We start from the raw sequence: 19,143 nt of genomic DNA, 5'->3' as shown, positions 1-19,143 counted from the left end.
TAGTAACCAGTCATGATTGTTAAAAACAACTAACACCGGCAGTGGTTTAGGATCAACTTGGACAAGGGGGTGGCCATGCCGACCAGCCGTAGCTATCGGGACTCGTGCGGGATCGCCCGGGCGCTCGACGTCGTCGGGGAACGATGGGCCCTGCTGATCGTCCGCGAGCTGCTCCTGGTGCCTCAACGTTTCTCGGAGTTGCGGCGTGCTCTGCCCCACGTCAGCTCGAACCTGCTTTCGGACCGGCTCCGAGAGCTCGAACACAACGGAGTGATCCGCCGTGGAACGGCACCGGCGGAAGGTCCGCAGGTCTACGAGCTGACCGAACGGGGCCGGAAGCTGGAACCGATCCTGCTGGCTCTGGGCGACTGGGGGATCGACGCCCCGCAGCCCCCGCCCCCGACCGCGCTCAGCGCCACCTCCGTACTGATCTTCTTGCGAGGTGCCGCGCGCCCCGACCCCGCGGCACCTCCGACGACTTGCCGTCTCGAGCTCGACGGTCGGATTTGGACGGTCCGCCTGGCGTCCGGACGGGTTCAGGTGCAGCCCGGTGAACCCGCGACGGCAGACGTCTCGCTCCGTGCGGAGCCCAAGACCCTCAGCGCCCTGCTGACTGATCCCGCCGCACTCGCGACCGCGTGCGCCGATGGCAGCGTCGCCGTCGTAGGAGATCTGTCGGCGATCGGCCGGCTGCTGCACGCGGTCACCGACCCGTGGCCCTCCGAAGATCGGACGAACCCGGTGGACGTCCAGGCCGGTGACCGCGCGTAGAAGCGCGGGGGTGCGCCGGCGACGGCGGGATCAGGCCGGCAGCTCCTGGACGGCGGCTTTCAGGCCGGCCAGCGCCGCGCGGTAGAAGCGGGGGCCGTAGGACACTCGCGCCACGCCCAGTTCTCGGAGTGTGCGCAGGTCCAGATGTTCACTGCTGTTGCCGTTGACGGGAATCGCCAGTTCAGCGACCACTGTGGCGATGGCGCTCCGGTCGCGCACGCCGATCGGGTAGATACAGTCGGCGCCGGCGTCCCGGTAGAGCCGGCCCCGCCGTACGGCCTCCGCGACCCGCTCCGATTCGGGTATCCCGCTGCTGGGCAGAAAGGCGTCCACGCGGGCATTGATGACGATGGGCACTCCGGCGTCGCTCGCGGCGGAGCGCACGTCCGCGAGCCACTGGGCGTGCTCACCGGGTTCGCGCAGGCCGCCCGTCCGGTGGTCGGTGTCCTCCAGGTTGCAGCCGACCGCACCGATGTCCAGCAGCCGGTCCACCAGTTCACGCGGTCGCATGCCATATCCCGCCTCGGCGTCGACCGTGACGGGGACCGACACCGCCCGGGCGACACGCCCGGCCGCGGCGAACATCTCCTGCCACGGCGCACCCTCGCCGTCGGGGTGACCGAGCATCGCCGAAATGGCGGCGCTCGCGGTGGCCATCGCGGGGAACCCCGCTTCGGCCACGACCTTCGCGCTCGCCGCATCCCACACGTTGGGCAGCACGAGCATCTCTCCGCTGTGCAGATCACGGAGTGTTTCGGCGTTCCTCTTCAGGTCCGCCACGTCAGCAGACATCGACATCCTCCAGGTGAGAACAGGGCGCGGCCTAGATGTGGCGCGCTGATGATTGAGCAGGCCGAGGTACGGCCCGCACGGTCGGCTGCCGGGACACCCGGCTTCGCCGTGGAATGAGCAGGCCCGAGAGCGCACCGGCGAGTGACAGTGCGCCGCTGACCGCGATGGCGGGCGCGAAGCCGTCGGAGAAGGTTCGTGCGGTGCCGTACCCGCCCTTGGCCGTGAACACCGCGGCAAGGACCGCCACTCCCAACACCGCGGCGAACTGCCGGAGCATGTTGAAGACCCCGGACGCCTTGCCGATCTCCTGCGGCGCGACGGCGTTGATGACCGAGATCTGCGTGGCGGGCATCGCCATGCTGACTCCGGCGCCCGCGATGATCATCGGCGCGATCAGCCGCGGATAGCCCAGTGACGGCTCCGCGATGAGCCCGATCCAGCTCATCCCGACGGCCTGCAGGGTCATCCCGGCGACCGTGAGCGTCCGGGCCCCGAGCCGGTTCACCAGCACTCCCGCGACGGGCGCCACGACCGTCACCGTCCCGGTCCATGGCATGAGCCGAAGTCCGGCGCCCATCGGCCCGTCATTCAAGCCCGTCTGCAGGAACTGGGCCATGAAGAACAACGAGCCGTACAGCGAGGCGTACATGAAGAGCCCGGCCGCGTTGCCCGCGGAGAAGCCGCGCGACCGCAGCAGTCGCATGGGCACCATCGGCTGCCGGACGCGGAGTTCCCAGACGACGAACACCGCCAGCAGCACGCCCCCGGCCACCAGTGCGCCGTCCACCTCGGGCGCACCCCAGCCGACGCTGTTGGCGCGGATCAGGCCCCAGACCGATCCGAGCGCGCCCCCGGTCACCAAGACGACACCGCCGAGATCGAAGGAGGCGCCGGCGCCGCGGTGCTCCGGAATGCGCTGGAACACCAGCGGGATGACGACCAGGCCGATCGGCACGTTGAGCCAGAAGATCCATTGCCAGGCCAGCCCCTGGGTGACGATCCCGCCGACGACCGGACCGCCCACTACCGCCAACCCGGTAAGGCCGGCGAAGACGCCCAAGGCCCTGGCCCGCCGTTCGGGCGGGAACCCGTTGCTCAGCAGGGCCATCGCCAGCGGCATCACCAGCGCGGCCCCACCGCCCTGCACGGCGCGGGCGGCGATCAGCCAGCCGATGCCGGGGGCCGCCGCACATGCCGCCGAGGCCGCCGTGAACAGCGACAGCCCGCCCACGAACATCCGTCTGCGCCCGAACCGGTCGCCGAGCGCGGCTCCGGTCATCAGGAGCACGGCGAAGGTCAGGCTGTACGCGTTCACCGTCCATTCGAGCTGTTCCATGCCGGCCGACAGATCCAGCCGGATCCTGGTCAGTGCGGTCGCTATCACGGTCGCGTCCAGCGCCACCATCAGCGACGCCGTCGCGGTGAGGCCGAGCAGCCAACCACTCGTCTTCCTGGCCATGCGTTTCCTTAGGAGTGTTCGAGTAATCGCGCGTGATTATCAGTCGGCGATCATGCCGCCGCTGAGGTTGGCGATCGCTCCGGTCATGGCGGCGGCACGGTCGGAGGCGACGAAGGCGGCGACGTCGGCGATTTCGGCGACGGTGGGCAGTTTCTTGCGCAGTGTGCGCTCGGCCATGCGGGTCTCGAACGCGTCGCGGGTGATGCCGTAGGCGTTGGCGTGGAGGGTGTAGACCTCGTTGAGCTGGGAGGTCTCGGGCATTCCGGCGGCGTTGACGCAGACGACGCGGACGCCTTGGGGTCCGAGTTCGGCGGCCAGGCCGCGTGAGAGTGCTTCGACCGCCGCCCATGCGGGCGCCATGCCTCCCATGAGCGGGACGGCGGTACGGGACGGAGACGCGGTGATGGTCAAGATCACGCCCGTTCCCTGGGCGGCCATGCGGCGGCCGGCGGCTCTGGCGGTGAGAAAGTTGGCCCTGGGGTAGGTGGTGATGGGCAGGTCGAAGTCGTCGGCGGGCAGTTCGACGAACGGGGTGCCCTGGATGTGGGTCTGGGGCAGGCTGGTGGCGTTGAAGGAGACGTCGAGGGATCCGGCTTCCTGGAGCACCGCGTCGGCGTGTGCTTCTACGGCGTCCTCATCCAGCACATCGACCGTGGCGACGTCGGCGACGCCGCCCGAGGCGCGGATCTTCTCCGCGACGGCCTCCAGTGCGGCGCCGGTGCGCCCGGCGAGGAAGACCCGGGCTCCCTCCGCGGCGAAGGTGCGGGCGACCTCGCCGCCGACCGCTCCGCCGGCGCCGTAGATGATCGCGTTCTTGTTCTCGAGCAGCACCGTTCCTCCTGGTCATCGATAGGTACGGACGAAAGTCCGTCACTCCTACCGACTCGCCGGCCCACCGAAAGGAATCGGCCCGGAGTCGCCCGGCGCGAACACGGCGGCGCCGAGCCTCTAGGGCCTGTCTCAAAGCCCCGCTGTCCTACTGCGCGCCGCTCGCTACGGACGGGGACCTCGAGACAGGCCCTAGTCGAGGGTGATGGTGATGCCTTGGAGGCGGTCCGGGTCGGCGGTGATGTCGATGGCGCTGATCGCCGTCCCGCTGAAGGTGAACTGGATGACCAGCGAGAGCCTGCCGAGCGGGGCCATGACGAGGGCCGGGTCTCCGTCGACCAGGGCCAGCGCGGTGGAGCGGGCGCGGGGGGCCGCGGCGAGGGCGCTTCTGGCGACGGCCAGGGCGCCTTGCAGGGTGAGGGGTTCGGCGGCACCGGTGACCGCCGCGTCGGCGCGGAGTTCGACCTCGGGGTCGAGCAGGGTCAACAGCGCCTCGAAGTCCCCGGTGCGCGTTGCCGCCAGGTAGGCCTCGACCGCGTGACGCCGGCGGGCCGGATCCACGGGTCGTGGCCCGGTCCCCCGTACTTTGGCGCGGGCCCGGCTGGCGAGTTTCCGGACCGCGGCGGGATCGCGCTCCATCATGTGCGCGATGTCGGGGAAGGCCGCGTCGAACATGTCGTGCAGGACGAACGCGATCCGCTCCGCCGTGCTCAGCCGGTCGAGCACGACCAGCATCGCCAGCCCGACCGAGTCGGCCAGCTCGGCCTCCTCCTGCGGGAGCCGATCCTCGTCGGCCGCGCCGAGCCAGTCGGAGGTGAAGCTCTCCAGCGGCTCCTCGCGCCGGGACTGCCGCGCGCGGAGCAGGTTGAGACAGACGCGGCTGACCACGGTCGTCAGCCAGGCCGCCAGGTTCTCCACCTCTGACAGGTCGGTCCGGTCGAACCGCAGCCAGGTCTCCTGCACCGCGTCGTCCGCCTCGGCGCCGGAGCCGAGCATCCGGTAGGCCAGCGCCCGCAGCCGGGGCCGCTCCGCCTCGAACCTGTCGATCGCCGGAAAGTCTTGGATCACCGTGTCACATTCCTGAGCCCGGCCGGGTCATAGCCGTGTCGCATCGCGAATCTACAAGAGGGAGACCAGGACATGTCCTCCACCATTTTGGTCACCGGCGGCACCGGGCTTCTCGGTTCGCAGGTGGTTCCGCTCCTTCGGCAGGCCGGGCACAGGGTCCGGGTGCTGAGCCGGCACGATCGGGAACCGGGCGACGGCGTGGAGTACGTGGCCGTCGACCTGCTGACCGGGGCCGGCCTCGACGAGGCGCTCGACGGGGTACGGACCGTGCTGCACCTCGCCGGAGGGCCCAAGGGCGACGATGTCGGCACCCGGAACCTGGTCCAGGCCGCCGAGCGTGCGGGCACGGTGGAACACCTGGTGCTCATCTCGGTCATCGGCGCGGACACCGTGCCGATCGGCTACTTCGCCCGCAAGGCGGAGGCGGAGCGCATCGTGGTCGCCTCCGGCATCCCGTACACGCTCCTGCGCGCCGCGCAGTTCCACGATCTCGCGCTGAAGACCGTACGGGCCATGGCGAAGGCGCCGATCCTGCTGGCGCCCGGTGGGGTGCGCTGGCAGCCGGTCTCCACCCGTGAGGTGGCGGTCCGGCTGGCGGAACTGACCCTGGGCGACCCCGCAGGCCGCGTCCCCGACCTGGCCGGACCGCGCGTCTACACCTTGGAGGAACTCCAGCGCACCTACCTGGCCGCCGTGGGCAAGCACCGGATCCGGCTCCCGATCCACGTCCCGGGCAAGGTCGGCAGGGCCTACCGGTCGGGGGCCAACCTCACCGAGGACGCCCCCACCGGCCACGGCACCTGGGAACAGTTCCTGACCGCCAACGCGTGACGTGCGACCCGGTCAGGACGGATCCCGTCCGACGCCACGGCCTTGATCGGCGACTGCCATTCCGGCGATCTCCGCGTACTGATGCTCGAGCGCCTTCGCCGCGCCGCCGCGCCAGCTCTCGGCCATGGTCGCAGCCATCGGATCGGGGAAGATGTCCTCCTCCTCCCTCTCCACCCCGTCGAGGATTCCGCGGGCGACGGTCTCCGGAGCCGACTTCGGTATGTCGGCGTCCCGGCTCATATCGGTGTCCACAGGGCCGGTGAGGACGGCATGAACACGCACGCCCTGCCCGGCCAGGAGTGCACGCAGCGACTGGGTCAGGTTGAACAGAGCCGCCTTGGAGATCGAATATGCCGGAATGACCGGGAACGGGGCGAAGGCGTTGACCGACAGGTTGTTGACGATCACTCCCCCAGAACGCGTGAGCAACGGCAGGAAGGCCCGGGTCACGTCGTAGGTCCCGAAAAGGTTGACGGCGAGGTGCCGCTCGAGGACGTGACGGTCGCTCAAGTCGTCGTAAAGCGCGATGCCGGCATTGTTGATGAGGATGTCGAGAGACTCGACCGCATCGACGGCCAGCTGGATCTGGCCCCTGTCGGTCACGTCCAGAGCCACCGGCGTGACCCGCCCATCCGGATGGTCCACAGGAGTACGCGTACCGAGGTACACCCGGCTCGCGCCCCTCCTCAGGGCCTCCTCGACCAACGCCTGCCCGATACCGCGGTTACCGCCGGTAACGAGAACTGTCTTGTCGGCGATTGTCGCCATGATGACGATCTCCTTTTCCCATGCAGGGGTGTAAGCCGGACGCACCGAGCAGGATTCGATTCCCCACTCGCGTGGCCGCCCGGTCTATTTCGCGAGTTCGGGGGCGAGCCCGAAGATCGGTACGAGGTCCGGGTTCATGAACGCGGTGATGCGGCTGATCCGGGTCCCGACCAGGGTCAGCACCTGGATGCCGTACGCCTCGTACCCGCCGTCGCCAGTGCGTTCGTAGATGACGAAGGCGGGCTGGCCGTTGGCGCTGGTGGGCACCAGCCGCCACAGGTCCCTGCTCAGGACCCGGTTCGCCAGGAATCCCAGGACGGCGGACCGGCCGGTGAACCAGGTCGGGATCGGCGGCATCTCCAGCTCGACGTCGGCGCGCAGCAGGGCCACCAGGGCGTCGGGGTCGGCGCGGGTGAACGCGGCGACATAGTCGTCGAGGAGGGCTCGCCGGACCGCCTCGTCCGGCTCGGCCAGGTCGTCCTGCACCGGTCCGGCCTCGGCCAGGCGAGACCGGGCGCGGCGAAGCGCGCTGTCCACGGCCGAGGTCGTCGTGTCCAGCATCTCGGCGACCTCGGCCGAACGGAACGCCAGCACGTCGCGCAGCGTCAGGACGGCCCGCTGCCGGGCCGGGAGGAGCTGGAGCGCGGCGATGAACGCGAGCCGCACTCCCGTACGGTCGGCCACGATCGCCGCCGGGTCGCCGGCGGCGAACAGCGCGTCCGGTGCCGGCTGCAGCCACGCCACCGACGGCTCGCTTCCGGCGACGGCCACCCGGTGATCGTCCGAGGGTGCGCCGAGCCCCGACGGAAGGGGCCGCCGGGCGCGCCTCTCCAGCGCCGTCAGGCATGCCATCGTGGCGATCTTGTACAGCCACCGGCGGACCGAGGAGCGGCCCTCGAACCGCCCGAACCCGCGCCACGCACGCACGTACGTCTCCTGCACCAGGTCCTCGGCGTCATGGATCGAGCCCAGGATTCGATAGCAGTGCGCGAGCAGTTCCGGCCGGAACGGCTCCACCAGGGCGGCGAACTCGGCGTCCGTCGGCATCGCGGATTCTCCCGTGGGTACGGTGCTGTTCACGGCTCAGCCGAGCGGGCGCAGCCCGGCGCCGGCGACCAGGTAGGCCGGAGCGCCGTCGCGGTCGCCGGCGAGATCCACGACCGCCTTGGCGACCTGCTCCGGGGTGAGGATCGGCTGCAGGCCGCCGATGAAGGTGTCCTGGTCGACGCCTTGCCGGGCAGCGTAGTCGGCGACCCCCTCCGCACCGAGGCCGGTCGCGGGCGTGAGCTGCGGAAGCAGCGCGACGAAGCGGATGCCGAGGCCCGCCCTGTTCGACTCCTCGGCGGCGTAGTCGCTGATGTACCGGATCGCGGCCTTGGCGCCGGCGTACCCCCCGCTGAGCGGGGACCCGGCCACGACCGCCCCACTGGACATCGCGACGACCACGCTGCCGGGCGCCAGCGGCTCTACCAGCGCCGCCCGGGTCCAGGCGAAGACGTGCCGGGTGTCGACGTGCCAGTTACGGCTGAAGGTCTCCCAGGTCTGCTCGTGCACAGGCGCCATGTGCGGCCTGGCCCCGGCGTTGAGGACGAGCAGGCCGGGACGGTATTCGCGGATCACGCTATGCGCGAGCGCCTCGTCGGTGGCGTCGGCCACGACCGGGGTGAAGCCTCCCCCGAGTTCCTCACTTACGGTACGGAGTTCCCGCTCGTCGCGGGCGATGCCGACGACACCGGTGCCCGCGGCGACGAGCGCGGCGGCGATCGCCCGCCCGAAGCCACGGCCGGCCCCGGTCACGACGGCCGTTGGGAAGGAATCGGACATCAGACGCTCCGAGAGTCGAGTCGAGTGCGGTCGGTATCTAGACCAGCCGCCGCCGAAGAATCCGTCTCCGCGATCCGAGCCAGAGAGGTGATGTAGGTCACAAGGGCGGGTTCGACCTCGACCGATTCCTTTCGGCGACTCGCCGAGTCGATAGGTGCGAGGGGAACTTCGATGATGACCGAAGGGGCGAAGCATGGCAGAGACCCGCACCGGGGAGGTGACGCGGATGAGCCGCACCGACGTCAATGCGGACGGCGACGTCTTCGCCCGGCTGACCCACTCGTACCGGCCGGAGCTCCTGGCCTACTGCTACCGCATGCTCGGTTCGGCCCACGACGCCGAGGACCTCGTCCAGGAGACCTACCTGCGCGCGTGGCGATCGTACGAGGCGTTCGAAGGCCGGGCGTCACTGCGCACCTGGCTCTACCGGATCGCCACCAACGTCTGCCTCACCGCGCTTGAGCATCGCAAGCGCCGGCCGCTGCCCTCGGGCCTCGGCGGTCCCGCCGACGACCCCGAAGGCCCGCTGGCACCACCGCCGGAAGTGGCCTGGCTCCAGCCCATCCCCGACCGTCTGGTCCACGCCGACTCCGGCGATCCCGCCGCCATCGTCGCCGCGCGGGCGACTCTGCGGCTCGCCCTGATCGCCGCCCTGCAGTACCTCCCCCCGCGCCAACGCGCCGTCCTCATCCTGCGTGACGTACTGGCGCTGCGCGCGGCGGAGGTCGCCGAGTTGCTCGACATCTCCGTCCCCGCCGTCAAGAGCATCCTGCAGCGCGCTCGCGCCCAACTCGGCCAGGTGGCGCCCTCCGAGGACGAGACCACCGAGGCCTCCGGCGCGCGGCAGCGTGAACTGCTGGATCGCTACGCCGCGGCCTTCGAGAACGCCGACGTCGAAGCCCTGATGGGGCTGCTGACCGAGGACGCCGTACTGGAGATGCCGCCCACCCCGACCTGGTTCGCCGGCCGCGAGTCCATCGGCCGTTTCCTCAGGTCCAGGGTTCTCACGGTTCCCGGCGCCTTCCGGACGATCGCGACCACGGCCAACGGGCAGCCCGCGCTCGCCTTGTACCAGCGCGGCCCGGACGGCGTCCATCACGCACATGCGGTGATGGTCCTCTCGATCTCCGCCGCCGGGATCACGCGCATCGTCAGGTTCCACGAGCCGAGCCTGTTCGAACTCTTCGAATTCCCCCGGACACTCGGGTCGACGCCATGACGACTCCGGCGGACGGAGCCGCGATGCTGGAGCGCGCGATCGGCTATGCCCTCGGCGCCGTCCAAGGCGTATCGCCGGAACAGCACTCGAACCCCACACCCTGTACGGCCTGGAACCTACGGACGCTGCTCGACCACCTCAACGACTCACTCGACGTGCTCCAGCAGATCATCGATACCCGGCACCTCGATGGCAGCGCCGTTCCGGCCCCCCACGACGACCGGCCGATGACCGACCCCGTGGCGCACTTTCGGCGCCGGGCGACCCACCTGCTGGGATCGTGGTCCGCCTCCGCCTGCCGGGGCCGCGTCACCGAAATCGCGTGCCTCCCGGTGCCGAACGAGATCGTGGCCTGTACCGGAGCGCTCGAGATCGCCGTACACGGTTGGGACGTCTCCCGGGCGTGCGGACATCACCGGCCGATCCCGGCCGCCCTGGCCACCGACATGCTGCGAGTCGCACCGATCCTGGTCACCGAGGTCACCCGCCGGCCGCTGTTCGCCGCCCCGGCCCCGGTGCCGCGGCGGGCCGATCCCGGCGACCGGCTGCTCGCCTTCCTGGGCCGCAGACCAGATGCCTGAACCGGGCGATCGCCCGGCGGGCGGCGGCTTTCGTCGTTATCCGTTCGCCTTCGCCGCCGCTTCTGCCCTATGATCATCAACAGCGCGATGGAGCAGTTCGGTAGCTCGCTGGGCTCATAACCCAGAGGTCGCTGGTTCAAATCCGGCTCGCGCCACTCATCGCCTGGCCCCCGCTCATCCGCGGGGGCCAGCGCCGTTCGGCCAGATCCACGGATCCCAAAAGGCGCCAGGTCGCATGACGCAGGCGTCAATCACCCCTGAGCACCTCGTCGATGTCCGCGACCGCCTGCGAGTCGACGCCGTACCCGAGTGTCGCGTCACGGTGCCGGACGTAGGCCGTGACCGATGGCCACATCCGGACCTCGACTCTCTGCCGTACCTCTGACAACAATGGTCAACAACCTCTGACTGTCCGGAGCGCTCACCCCTTCTTCCCTGGTCGGCTTACGAACGCGCAGCCCAGAACCGGCTACCTCAGATCGGAAACGCCGTCGCCGCGGTAGGGCCGTTGACTGTTCCCGCCCCCGTCGATACCGGCGTACGCCCACATGAGGCGTACGGTCCGTGCTGATCCCGGACCGCGGGGAACCCGCGTTAGGCGAGCTCACGCGGGGGGAACTAAGATCCACTGGTTGTCCAGCCCCCTAGACGCCCGGGATGGCCGTGAGCCTCGACGGATGATTACAGCCTGCCTCAGGTGTCTTGCGTTTAGTGATCTCTGTGCTCACGATGATTCCGTAGGCCGCCGTCCAGGTAACAGCACATTCGACAGGAGGTTTCGTGTGACCGGCAGTCTCGCCATTGGACAGACATTAGAGCGTTCATAGTCGTCGGGACCTGACCACTTCCCCTTTTTAGACCCCGACTTATGAGAGCGGACACCATGACCAAGGCTCTTCTGTCTCTGTCGACCGACGACTTCATCGCTGGCGTCGAAGCTGTCGCGTCCAAGTTCGACTCCGCAACCTACCCACAGCAGAACCTCCCCGCCGACGACTGGGCGCTCCTGGTGGGAAGCGGCGTACTCCTGCCGGCCCTGCCCAAGGAGTACGGGGGCCGCGACAGCCACATTGACATGTGCCGGGTCTCCGAGGTCGTGTCGGAGCAGAACCTGGCGCTCGGCGTACATGTGACGGTCAATACCGTCCTCGGGCTGCGGCCCATCGCGATGTGGGCCGGCGAGGAGGCCAAACAGGAAATGCTCCCGCTGTTCGCCGGCAGCGATCCGCTGATGGCCGGATTCGCCGCCACCGAACCGGGCTGCGGCTCGGCCATGTCCGGCATGACCACCACGTTCGAGGAGACCGACGGAGGTTACCGGATCCGCGGCCGCAAGCACTGGCAGGCCCTCAGCTACTCCGCGCACTGGTGGCTGGTCAGCGCGAAGAACGAGGACCATGGTCGCCGCGAGTACGGCTTTTTCCTCGTCAAGCGCAGCGAGGGATTCCGTACCGTGCAGCGCTACGAGCCGTTGGGCCTGAAGGTCGTCGATTACGGAGTCAACGAGATCGACGTGGTCGTCCCCCGGCATCGGCGGATCAGTGCCGATGGACGGAACCTGAGTGCCATGGTGGAGATACTCATGGCCTCGCGAGCGATGATGGCGGCGATGGGGTGTGGCTTCCTCCGCCGCATCAGCCGCGAAGCGCACGCGTACGCGGACGGCCGCCTGATCGGGCGGGCACCGCTGTCGGCGATCCGGTTCGCCCGCTACCGGCTCGCGATGATCGACGGCTCCTACACCATCGCCGAGGCGCTCAACCACTATCTGCGGACGGTGCTGGACCTCAAGGCCGACATGACCCCTGCGTTCCCCGCCGTACAGGCCATCAAGACCGTCGTCACCGAGCGGATGGTCAGCGCGGCGAACCATTACCAGCAACTGGCCGGCGGCGAGGGGTACCGGTGCGGCTCACCCACCAACATCGCCGGTCAGGCCTTCCTCGATTCGAGGGTCTTCACCATCTTCGACGGTAACAACGACCTGCTCAGCCAACAGCTCACCGAGTACTGCCTGGCCCGGCTGGAGGGCCGCTCCCTCAGCGGCTTCCTGGCCGATTGGCCGCTCACGGCGCCCGCCGTCAGGACGCTGCGGCTGGACCTGAGATTCCTCGACCAGGAACTCGGACAGGAACACATGGTCCTGGCCGGCCGCGCCATCGCCTACCTGTTCGCGATCGCCCAGGTTCTCAAGTGGGCCGCCGAGACCAACGCCGACTCGGGCAGGGTCCTGCCCGCCATCGAGTTCCTCAAGACCGACATCGTCGGCGTCACCACGGAGTTCCGCCTGCTGGCAACAGGCATACTCGACGCCGACGACGGAGTCCCGGCGCAGTCGACCGGCGTGCTTTCTCAGTCCATCCCTCTCCACGCCAGGGCGTGACGGGACGGGCGGAGTACGAAGGCTCTAGCCCGGCAGGCCATCGAGACGGTCGATCAACTGGATCAGGTCGGCGGCCTTCTCCTTGATGAGGTTGAGTCCGGGACGACCCCACGGGCGCGGCTCGCTGTCGACGAAACAGACCGTGCCGAGAGCCGTGCCCGTGTGGTCGATCAACGGAGCTCCGACATAGGTCCGGATGCCCAGCCCGTCAACGATCGCGTTGCCGGCGAATCGCGGGTAGTCGCAGACATCGTCCAGGACGAGGGCCTTGCGCCGGACGACGACATGCGGGCAGAAGCCGAGGTCGAGGGGGGCTTCCCGGTTCTGTAGCAGGGCGTTGGCGGGAGAGGCACCCGGCGGGGTGTAAAGACCTCCGAGAAACTGATGGTCCGTGACGAAGTTCACCATCGCGAAGGGAGTGTGATCGGCTCCTGAGAGCGCCTGGGCGGCTTCGGCGAGCTCGCGGGCGAACGCGTCCAACTCGCGGTCCGGCGCCTGGCCCAGGCCCAGTGCTCGCAGTCGCGCCATGCGTCGGGGCACCTCGGGGTCATCGGGCGTCAGCAGGTGACCGGGGGGCTCGAACATCTGGTCGTTCGTCACAGAGGCCTCCATGTGAGGGGCTACAGGTGTATCAGGCGGACTGGGCGGGCACAGCGGCGAGGAGATGGCGGATCAGGGACCGGAGCGTCGATGTCGCGGAACGGGTGTCCCGAGCGTCGCACATCACGATCGGCACACGGGGGTCGAGTTCGAGGGCGGCTCGCACCTCTTCTGGTTCGTAGTGGAACGCGCCGTCGAACTCGTTGACGGCGACCAGGAATTCGATGCCCCGGTTCTCGAAGAAGTCCACGGCCTCGAAACAGGCCTGCAGGCGACGGGTGTCGGCCAGCACGATGGCGCCCAGCGCCCCGGCGGACAGCTCGTCCCACATGAACCAGAAGCGCTCCTGCCCCGGGGTGCCGAAAAGGTAGAGCACGATTTCGTGTTGCTCGATGGTGATACGGCCGAAGTCGAGGGCCACCGTGGTGGTGGACTTGTCCTCTATCCCGCTGAGACTGTCGACACCGACGCTGGCCGCGGTGATGAGTTCTTCCGTGTTCAGCGGCTCGATCTCGCTCGCCGCGCCGACGAATGTCGTCTTTCCGACGCCGAAGCCACCCGCGATCAGAATCTTGACCTGGGTGGGGAACAAATCAGATTCCTTGTAGGCCATCGAGCAGCTTCTCCAATAGAACTCGGTCGGTGGCGCCGGAAGTAGTACTCGGGGCCCGCATCGCCATGGCCTCGCACTCCACCAGGTCGGCAAGAAGGATCTTGGTGACCGCTACCGGAAGGCGCATGTGCGCCGCCACCTCGGCGACGGAGATCGGGTTGCGGCACAGTCCGAGCACCTTGTGGTGTTCGGGATCCATGCCTCTCGGGGGCTGAGCGATCGCGATCACCAATGACACCAGATCCAGCTTCACGGTGGGATGAGTGCGGCCCGCGCTCACCGTGTACGGGCGAATGAGAGGGCCGGCCTCCTCGTCGAGCCATACCTCGTCGTCACCGGCTACCGTCATTCTCACCTGTTCCAGTCGTCAGACGCGGTGGCCGGCGGCCGGGCCGCGGTGTCCAGGAAGGGCCGGACGGCTTTGATCAACCGGGCCATCTCGAAGCCGACGACGGCAGGGTCGGCCTCGCCCGTCGCCAGCACCGCGAGCACCGAGTTGAAGCCCGCCCACGTGAGGTACAGCTGGCTGGACTTCAGTTCGGCGACGACCTGACGCACCTCGTTGTTGCCGTCGAACTTGGCGCCGGCGCTCCGCGCCATGGAGAACAGACCCGAGGCGAGTGCCGCGAGATGTTCTGAACTCGCGCGATCCATGCCGTGGGCGGCTTTCATCATTCCGTCGGAAGACAGCAGCACACTGCCGCGAATGACGGGGACCTCGTCCGCCAGGCCCTTCAGCAGCCAGGCAAGATCCTGCGCCTGGTTCGGCGAGACGGCGTTCAATGGACGCTCCTTCTAGGTAGGTGACGTTGCATCAGGCACCGCCACCGGTTCTGTCCGTCGTGTCTTCTTCCTGACCGCTGCGCATTCCGTTCTGGAACGCCGCCATCAGGCCCGGGTTGTAGCCGGTGTCCGCACCGTCATCCTCGTCGTCCTTGGATGCGGGAGTGTTGAGGAGCTCAGGTGCCAGGTTCGACTGAGCGCGACGTCTCGGCAGTTCCGGGCGCTGCCCCTCGGCCCTCGGCGGGGAGACGTCGGTGCGCCTGTCCGTCTGCCGGGCGGGCGCGGCAGCGCCCTGAGTCTGTCGTGTCCCCGAGGGATCGCCTGTACGGGCACGGGGGCCGGCGGAGCCGCTGGGTACCGGACTTCCTTCGACAAGACCGGAGACAGGTGTCGAGGACGAGGGTACGCCCGTGGCGCCGGCCGACAGGGCCGGTACGGCTTCGGCGGGCTCCGGCGCCGGTTCCAGCCGCCGGGTGCTCGCCTCCTGCTGTTCCGAACCGATCAACTCATTCGGTATCACGACGACGGCCTGGGCGCCGCCGTAGAGGTTGGTCTGCAACCTGACGACGACGTTGTGCCGGCGTGAGAGAGCCGACACCACGAGCAGTCCGATACGGCCGTCCTTCACATATTCGTCGACGTCGACGTGTTGAAGGTTGGAGAGCAGGCCGTTCAGCCGATGCTGGGTCTCGCGCGGTATGCCGAGGCCGCGGTCGTCGATCTCGATGGCCAGGCCGGCGGTCACGGATTCGGCGCGCAGCAGCACCTGCGTGTGCGGAGGTGAGAACTTGGTGGCGTTCTCCACGAGCTCGGCCAGCAGATGGATCACATCCGCGACCGCGCTCCCCTCCAGTGTTCCCTCGACCGGTGGCACCACCTTGACCCGGCTGTAGTGCTCGACCTCGGCGATGGCCGAGCGCAGGACCTCGTACACGGTCACGGGCCTGCTCCACTGACGCCGCGAGGCGGCCCCGCCGATCACGGCGAGGCTCTCGGCCTGACGGCGCATGCGCGTGCTGAGGTGATCGACCCTGAACAGGCCCTTGAGCAGATCCGGATCCTCGACCTGGTTCTCGAGCTCGTCGAGTCCCTGGATCGCGCGGTGGGACAGCGACTGCATTCGCCGGGCGAGGTTGACGAAGACCTCGACCCTCTGCACGGAAGCGCCGGTGTTCCGCTGGTTCGCCGCCGCGCCGATCAGCGCGTTCCAGGCTTCGATCTGAGCCTTCTGCAGCTCACGCGCGAGGTACGCGAAGGGATCGCCGTTCGCGTCGGGCCAGGAGTCGACGTTGCGTGGTGAGACGGCCTCGCCGGCCGCGATCCGCTCCGTCAGGCCCTGGAGGTCCTGACGACCGCGGGCGATCAGGGATCCCAGCTCGCCGAGTCGCCGCTGCATCGCCTCCGTCCCGGCGGGTGGATGGCCGGTCGCCCGGCGCTCCCGGCGGGTCGCGGTGTCCGCCCCGAAGACCGCGGCGCCCATGACCACCACCGCCACCGCGGCGATGACGACCAGTACGAGGCGAGACTTCGGCGACGAGGATCCCGCCGCGAACAGGTCGATCACGGCGGCCACCCCCAGCAGCGCCATGGCGGCCGCCGGGAGGATGGAAATGCACATGTGCCGCGCGTGAAAGCTGGTCGGACGACGTCTCCCGCGACGCGATGGCCTGCCATGGCGTCCAGCCTCTTGGCGTTCGGAGACAACGGCAGGCTGGGCGAACTCAGACATCGGCGTCCTTGGGGCGGGGGGGACCGGTCGAACAACAGGGGTCACAATACTGAGTGATTCGGACCTACATCGGAACACTCCGCGGTTGGGTCAATCCGGCTCCTCAGACACGACGGAGACCGACGGGTACCCACGGATGACCTCGGTAAACGCAGCGAAACTGTCAGTCTTCGGGGAACCCTACCCTTACAGCTCGGGAATCCAGAGGGTCGCTGACCTGCGATTACCTTATTAATCCAGGCCGCGCGCGGCCCGCTGTGATGACGGCCGCACTGCGATCTCCAGCGACGGGCGCCTTCCCCTGTGTATCCTCCGCCGGCCCCCTGGTCAGCTCGATCGTCGGCAGAGCCCGGTCCAGCGGGGGGAACCGTACTTCATCGGTCCATGTCAGCCGCGGACGTAGACTCGCGTGCCGATCGGCAGTAGCGCCGCCACGATGTTCGAGGTGTGCATCGGCACCCGCACGCAGCCGTGCGAGGCGGGGTGCAGCGGCACCTCGGGCTCGCCGTGAATGGCGTAGCCGCCACGGAAGTAGTTGGCCTTGTACAGCTTGCCGAGCGGCGAGGTCTCCCAGCCTGCGGCCTTCCGGTAGACCGAGAAGTCGCCACGGGGCGTATGCGCGACGCTCCAGTGCCCCTGGGAGTAGTAACGCTTCTCGGAGCCGCTCGAGATGTGGCTGGTCAGCACGAGACGACCGCTCTTGTAGATGTAGAGCAGCTGGTGCTTGATGTCGACCTCGGCCCGGTTCTTGGCTCCCTTGGGGACGAGAGGCGCAGGCGTGCGCGGATGGGCGAGCGCGGCCTTCGTCTGGCTACCGACCCTCGATGCCGGGCTGATGTGGTTCACCTTCTGGAACGCCCACACGGCGACACTCGTGTTGTTGCCCCAGATGCCGTCGATCGTCCCGGGGTCGTAGTGCATCGCCTTCAGACGCTCCTGCAATTGCTTCACCGCTGGTCCGCGGTCGCCGAACTGCATCGTCGGAATGGCGGCTGCCTGGAGAGACGCCCTGGCAGGAGACGCCGTCGCCGGAGCGGCCAGCGCCGGCACGAGGACGGACGCCGACATCGCCGCGAGAGCGACGGTCCTGCGAAGACTGACCTGCATATCCGCTCCTAAGACCCAGCAGGTGACACAAGCGACTTGTTTCTACCACAGAGTCCGTGAGTACGACGCTTTGTCAACAGCCAATAGGGGTTCTACAGATATCGCGTGACATGGCGCCCCCGATACGCTATTCAGCCGAAACCAACTCACCTTGGAGCGTTCACCTTGCGGAAGCTCGCCCTCGTCGTAGTGGCCGGTCTTGGAATGGCTGGGTGTGGCGGCGGAGGCGCCCATCACGCCACGGCCTCGACGTCGGCGAACGGCCGGCCAGGGTCCGTCGACGGGCCGTTGCCGTCCGGCTCGCCGGTCGGTGACAGCGCCGCCGGCATGTGCTCGACCATCTCCTACCGGGTCACCTCCGCCGGGGTCGAGATCACAGCGAAGGTGGCGAAGACTCCGGCGACCATCAACTTCGAGGCGGATGACAAGGACGATAATCCGGTCACCGGAGATCCGGATACCTCGGGAACGACCTACACGTTCAAGGGGAACGACACGCGACACCTCCTGGTGATCAAAGGTGTGCGGTCGCTCGACCATCTGACGGTCATCGCCTTGAACACCTCGAATGACGACTCCTGCCGGGCCGGCCGCCGGTAGCCGTACTCGCTGAGCGGCCCCGTCACGTGTGCAGGCGGATGTGGATCGGACCGGGCCGGCGGCCAGGCGTCCATGACACCTTGCGCCCGCCGACCCGGAACGACCCCGTCGGGTGGAACCGCAGGGTGCCACTGCGGAAACCGGCCGGCACCGGGAAGTACAGCCGCGTGTCGGCCAGCGACGCCAAGGAGGCCGAATCCGCCGCGACAGCTGCCCCGACCTGCCCGTGGCCGCGCGCGGTTCCGCCACCGGTGAGATCCAAGGTGAAGCTGGCGCCGACGTCGAGGTCGTAGCCGAACGCCTTGGGCCCGACCGGCGGCGAGACCGCGGCCGCGTCGCCGTTGAGGCACAGCCAGGCCCTGCCCTTGCCCGCCCATCCCGCGCGGGGCAGGTACGGTTGCAGCGTGGCTTCCTTGGTGCTGACGCTCAGGCCGTAGGGGGCCCGGCCGACGATGCCGGACACGGACGCGTTGAACCCGCTGCCCTTCGGCACCGGATAGTAACCGGCGATCGCGTCCGCGCCCCGCTTCCCGGTGGCGAGGTCGAGGCTCTGCGTGCGACCGGAGTCGGTCACCGCGAGCACCGGGTCACCCGCGGTCGGCACGCTCATCAGGATCGTGTTCTCGACGGCAAGGTCCGAGAAGCCGCCGGGCAGCCGAAGCGTCGTCCCACCGACCCGCAACTCGGCCCGCACCCCATCCGGTGAAACCTGCTTCATCGGGTCGTTCTCCAGCGCCGCCGTCACCTTGTGCCGCGCGGTGAGCAGCATCATGAAGCGATGGCCCGGAGCGGCACGCATCGGCCCGATGTCGCTGACCTGTTGCTCGAACCCGATCGCCTGGTCCTGCGTGAGCCGATCCGCGAAGGCGACCCGGTCGATCTGGAGCGAGTAGTGCGGGCCGACGAGCCGGGCGGAGTCCTCCGGAAAGCGGGCCACCGGAAGCGGGAAGGCGCTTCCGTCGCCGAACTCGGCATACGTGGGGGCGGCGACGCGTACGGGCCGCCCCGAGGACGACGGGCTCGATGTGCTCGCAGTACAACCCGCGATGAGCAGTGCGGACCCCAGGGAGAGGAGGACCCGAGATCCCATACGGATCGCACCTGGATTCGTGATCAGCATCTCTCTCCATTTACGCGATCCGTCCGGGAGTTCGCACCGCCCCATAAGAAATCCTCTGAACGCCGCG

General features: G+C 68.7%; 20 protein-coding genes and 1 tRNA gene. 7 read left to right on the top strand and 14 right to left on the bottom strand.

Going from position 1 to position 19,143, the window contains the following annotated elements:
- Window positions 1-75: 75 nt before the first annotated feature.
- Window positions 76-771 (top strand): winged helix-turn-helix transcriptional regulator, encoded by a 696-nt coding sequence (locus QSK37_RS37545; protein WP_285630476.1) that lies wholly within the window; start codon window positions 76-78, stop codon window positions 769-771.
- Window positions 772-801: 30 nt separating this feature from the next.
- Here the strand turns inward: QSK37_RS37545 and QSK37_RS37540 are convergent, their stop codons facing one another.
- The 4 genes from QSK37_RS37540 to QSK37_RS37525 all read right to left on the bottom strand — a co-directional run bounded on the left by QSK37_RS37540 (window position 802) and on the right by QSK37_RS37525 (window position 4,918).
- Window positions 802-1,563: an isocitrate lyase/PEP mutase family protein gene (locus QSK37_RS37540; RefSeq protein WP_285630474.1), complete on the bottom strand. Its 762-nt coding sequence runs from the start codon at window positions 1,561-1,563 to the stop codon at window positions 802-804.
- Between the two features lie 31 nt (window positions 1,564-1,594).
- Window positions 1,595-3,022, bottom strand: coding sequence for an MFS transporter (locus QSK37_RS37535; protein ID WP_285630472.1), 1,428 nt, complete (start codon window positions 3,020-3,022; stop codon window positions 1,595-1,597).
- Window positions 3,023-3,061: 39 nt separating this feature from the next.
- Window positions 3,062-3,853 carry an SDR family NAD(P)-dependent oxidoreductase gene (locus QSK37_RS37530; RefSeq protein WP_285630468.1) on the bottom strand — a complete coding sequence of 264 codons (792 nt, stop codon included), beginning with the start codon at window positions 3,851-3,853 and terminating at the stop codon, window positions 3,062-3,064.
- Window positions 3,854-4,042: 189 nt separating this feature from the next.
- The gene (locus tag QSK37_RS37525) at window positions 4,043-4,918 is read right to left on the bottom strand and encodes a sigma-70 family RNA polymerase sigma factor (protein ID WP_285630466.1); all 876 of its coding nucleotides are present in this window, start codon (window positions 4,916-4,918) and stop codon (window positions 4,043-4,045) included.
- A 72-nt stretch (window positions 4,919-4,990) separates the two neighbouring features.
- Here QSK37_RS37525 and QSK37_RS37520 point away from each other — a divergent pair, with 72 nt between their 5' ends.
- Complete coding sequence (locus tag QSK37_RS37520) at window positions 4,991-5,749, top strand: SDR family oxidoreductase (RefSeq protein ID WP_285630464.1); 759 nt, start codon at window positions 4,991-4,993, stop codon at window positions 5,747-5,749.
- Window positions 5,750-5,761: 12 nt separating this feature from the next.
- Here the strand turns inward: QSK37_RS37520 and QSK37_RS37515 are convergent, their stop codons facing one another.
- From QSK37_RS37515 to QSK37_RS37505, 3 genes are all read right to left on the bottom strand, one after another.
- Window positions 5,762-6,517, bottom strand: coding sequence for an SDR family NAD(P)-dependent oxidoreductase (locus tag QSK37_RS37515; RefSeq protein WP_285630462.1), 756 nt, complete (start codon window positions 6,515-6,517; stop codon window positions 5,762-5,764).
- 84 nt (window positions 6,518-6,601) lie between these two features.
- Window positions 6,602-7,597 (bottom strand): sigma-70 family RNA polymerase sigma factor, encoded by a 996-nt coding sequence (locus QSK37_RS37510; RefSeq protein WP_285630461.1) that lies wholly within the window; start codon window positions 7,595-7,597, stop codon window positions 6,602-6,604.
- Window positions 7,598-7,600: 3 nt separating this feature from the next.
- On the bottom strand, window positions 7,601-8,341 hold the full coding sequence (locus QSK37_RS37505; protein ID WP_285630459.1) for an SDR family oxidoreductase: 741 nt from the start codon (window positions 8,339-8,341) through the stop codon (window positions 7,601-7,603).
- 193 nt (window positions 8,342-8,534) lie between these two features.
- On the opposite strand from QSK37_RS37505, the gene QSK37_RS37500 reads away from it, so the two are divergent.
- From QSK37_RS37500 to QSK37_RS37485, 4 genes are all read left to right on the top strand, one after another.
- Window positions 8,535-9,560, top strand: a complete 1,026-nt coding sequence (locus QSK37_RS37500) for a sigma-70 family RNA polymerase sigma factor (protein ID WP_432705637.1) — start codon at window positions 8,535-8,537, stop codon at window positions 9,558-9,560.
- Entirely contained in the window at window positions 9,557-10,141 is a 585-nt protein-coding gene (locus QSK37_RS37495; protein ID WP_285630457.1) for a TIGR03086 family metal-binding protein, read from the top strand. The genes QSK37_RS37500 and QSK37_RS37495 overlap by 4 nt, the downstream gene beginning before the upstream one ends.
- Window positions 10,142-10,222: 81 nt before the next feature.
- Window positions 10,223-10,296, top strand: a tRNA-Met gene (locus QSK37_RS37490).
- 728 nt (window positions 10,297-11,024) lie between these two features.
- Window positions 11,025-12,524, top strand: a complete 1,500-nt coding sequence (locus QSK37_RS37485; RefSeq protein ID WP_285630455.1) for an acyl-CoA dehydrogenase family protein — start codon at window positions 11,025-11,027, stop codon at window positions 12,522-12,524.
- Between the two features lie 24 nt (window positions 12,525-12,548).
- On the opposite strand, the gene QSK37_RS37480 is transcribed toward QSK37_RS37485, so the two are convergent.
- From QSK37_RS37480 to QSK37_RS37455, 6 genes are all read right to left on the bottom strand, one after another.
- Window positions 12,549-13,124: a GAF domain-containing protein gene (locus QSK37_RS37480; RefSeq protein WP_285630453.1), complete on the bottom strand. Its 576-nt coding sequence runs from the start codon at window positions 13,122-13,124 to the stop codon at window positions 12,549-12,551.
- A gap of 31 nt (window positions 13,125-13,155) precedes the next feature.
- Window positions 13,156-13,737: a GTP-binding protein gene (locus QSK37_RS37475; protein ID WP_285630451.1), complete on the bottom strand. Its 582-nt coding sequence runs from the start codon at window positions 13,735-13,737 to the stop codon at window positions 13,156-13,158.
- The gene (locus tag QSK37_RS37470; RefSeq protein WP_285630449.1) at window positions 13,718-13,990 is read right to left on the bottom strand and encodes a DUF742 domain-containing protein; all 273 of its coding nucleotides are present in this window, start codon (window positions 13,988-13,990) and stop codon (window positions 13,718-13,720) included. The genes QSK37_RS37475 and QSK37_RS37470 overlap by 20 nt, the downstream gene beginning before the upstream one ends.
- A gap of 98 nt (window positions 13,991-14,088) precedes the next feature.
- The gene (locus QSK37_RS37465; protein ID WP_285573650.1) at window positions 14,089-14,520 is read right to left on the bottom strand and encodes a roadblock/LC7 domain-containing protein; all 432 of its coding nucleotides are present in this window, start codon (window positions 14,518-14,520) and stop codon (window positions 14,089-14,091) included.
- 31 nt (window positions 14,521-14,551) lie between these two features.
- Window positions 14,552-16,138, bottom strand: a complete 1,587-nt coding sequence (locus QSK37_RS37460) for a sensor histidine kinase (protein WP_285630447.1) — start codon at window positions 16,136-16,138, stop codon at window positions 14,552-14,554.
- Window positions 16,139-16,636: 498 nt separating this feature from the next.
- A complete protein-coding gene (locus tag QSK37_RS37455; RefSeq protein WP_285630445.1) occupies window positions 16,637-17,356 on the bottom strand; it encodes a L,D-transpeptidase family protein in 720 nt (239 codons plus the stop codon).
- Window positions 17,357-17,740: 384 nt separating this feature from the next.
- Between QSK37_RS37455 and QSK37_RS37450 the strand changes: the two genes are divergently transcribed.
- Window positions 17,741-17,956 (top strand): hypothetical protein, encoded by a 216-nt coding sequence (locus tag QSK37_RS37450; protein ID WP_285630444.1) that lies wholly within the window; start codon window positions 17,741-17,743, stop codon window positions 17,954-17,956.
- Between the two features lie 22 nt (window positions 17,957-17,978).
- Here the strand turns inward: QSK37_RS37450 and QSK37_RS37445 are convergent, their stop codons facing one another.
- Window positions 17,979-19,076 carry a hypothetical protein gene (locus QSK37_RS37445; RefSeq protein WP_285630442.1) on the bottom strand — a complete coding sequence of 366 codons (1,098 nt, stop codon included), beginning with the start codon at window positions 19,074-19,076 and terminating at the stop codon, window positions 17,979-17,981.
- Window positions 19,077-19,143: the final 67 nt, after the last annotated feature.

This window comes from Actinoallomurus iriomotensis (assembly GCF_030269445.1).
Lineage (GTDB): Bacteria > Actinomycetota > Actinomycetes > Streptosporangiales > Streptosporangiaceae > Actinoallomurus > Actinoallomurus iriomotensis.
The sequence above is the reverse complement of the archived record's forward strand: the minus strand, read 5'-3'. Positions and strand labels throughout refer to the sequence as shown.

Coding starts and splice junctions, on each gene's coding strand:
- QSK37_RS37545 (WP_285630476.1), top strand. CDS start 76: ATGCCGACCAGCCGTAGCTATCGGGACTCGTGCGGGATCGCCCGGGCG.
- QSK37_RS37540 (WP_285630474.1), bottom strand. CDS start 1,563: ATGTCTGCTGACGTGGCGGACCTGAAGAGGAACGCCGAAACACTCCGT.
- QSK37_RS37535 (WP_285630472.1), bottom strand. CDS start 3,022: ATGGCCAGGAAGACGAGTGGTTGGCTGCTCGGCCTCACCGCGACGGCG.
- QSK37_RS37520 (WP_285630464.1), top strand. CDS start 4,991: ATGTCCTCCACCATTTTGGTCACCGGCGGCACCGGGCTTCTCGGTTCG.
- QSK37_RS37515 (WP_285630462.1), bottom strand. CDS start 6,517: ATGGCGACAATCGCCGACAAGACAGTTCTCGTTACCGGCGGTAACCGC.
- QSK37_RS37505 (WP_285630459.1), bottom strand. CDS start 8,341: ATGTCCGATTCCTTCCCAACGGCCGTCGTGACCGGGGCCGGCCGTGGC.
- QSK37_RS37500 (WP_432705637.1), top strand. CDS start 8,535: ATGGCAGAGACCCGCACCGGGGAGGTGACGCGGATGAGCCGCACCGAC.
- QSK37_RS37495 (WP_285630457.1), top strand. CDS start 9,557: ATGACGACTCCGGCGGACGGAGCCGCGATGCTGGAGCGCGCGATCGGC.
- QSK37_RS37485 (WP_285630455.1), top strand. CDS start 11,025: ATGACCAAGGCTCTTCTGTCTCTGTCGACCGACGACTTCATCGCTGGC.
- QSK37_RS37475 (WP_285630451.1), bottom strand. CDS start 13,737: ATGGCCTACAAGGAATCTGATTTGTTCCCCACCCAGGTCAAGATTCTG.
- QSK37_RS37460 (WP_285630447.1), bottom strand. CDS start 16,138: ATGTGCATTTCCATCCTCCCGGCGGCCGCCATGGCGCTGCTGGGGGTG.
- QSK37_RS37455 (WP_285630445.1), bottom strand. CDS start 17,356: ATGCAGGTCAGTCTTCGCAGGACCGTCGCTCTCGCGGCGATGTCGGCG.
- QSK37_RS37445 (WP_285630442.1), bottom strand. CDS start 19,076: ATGCTGATCACGAATCCAGGTGCGATCCGTATGGGATCTCGGGTCCTC.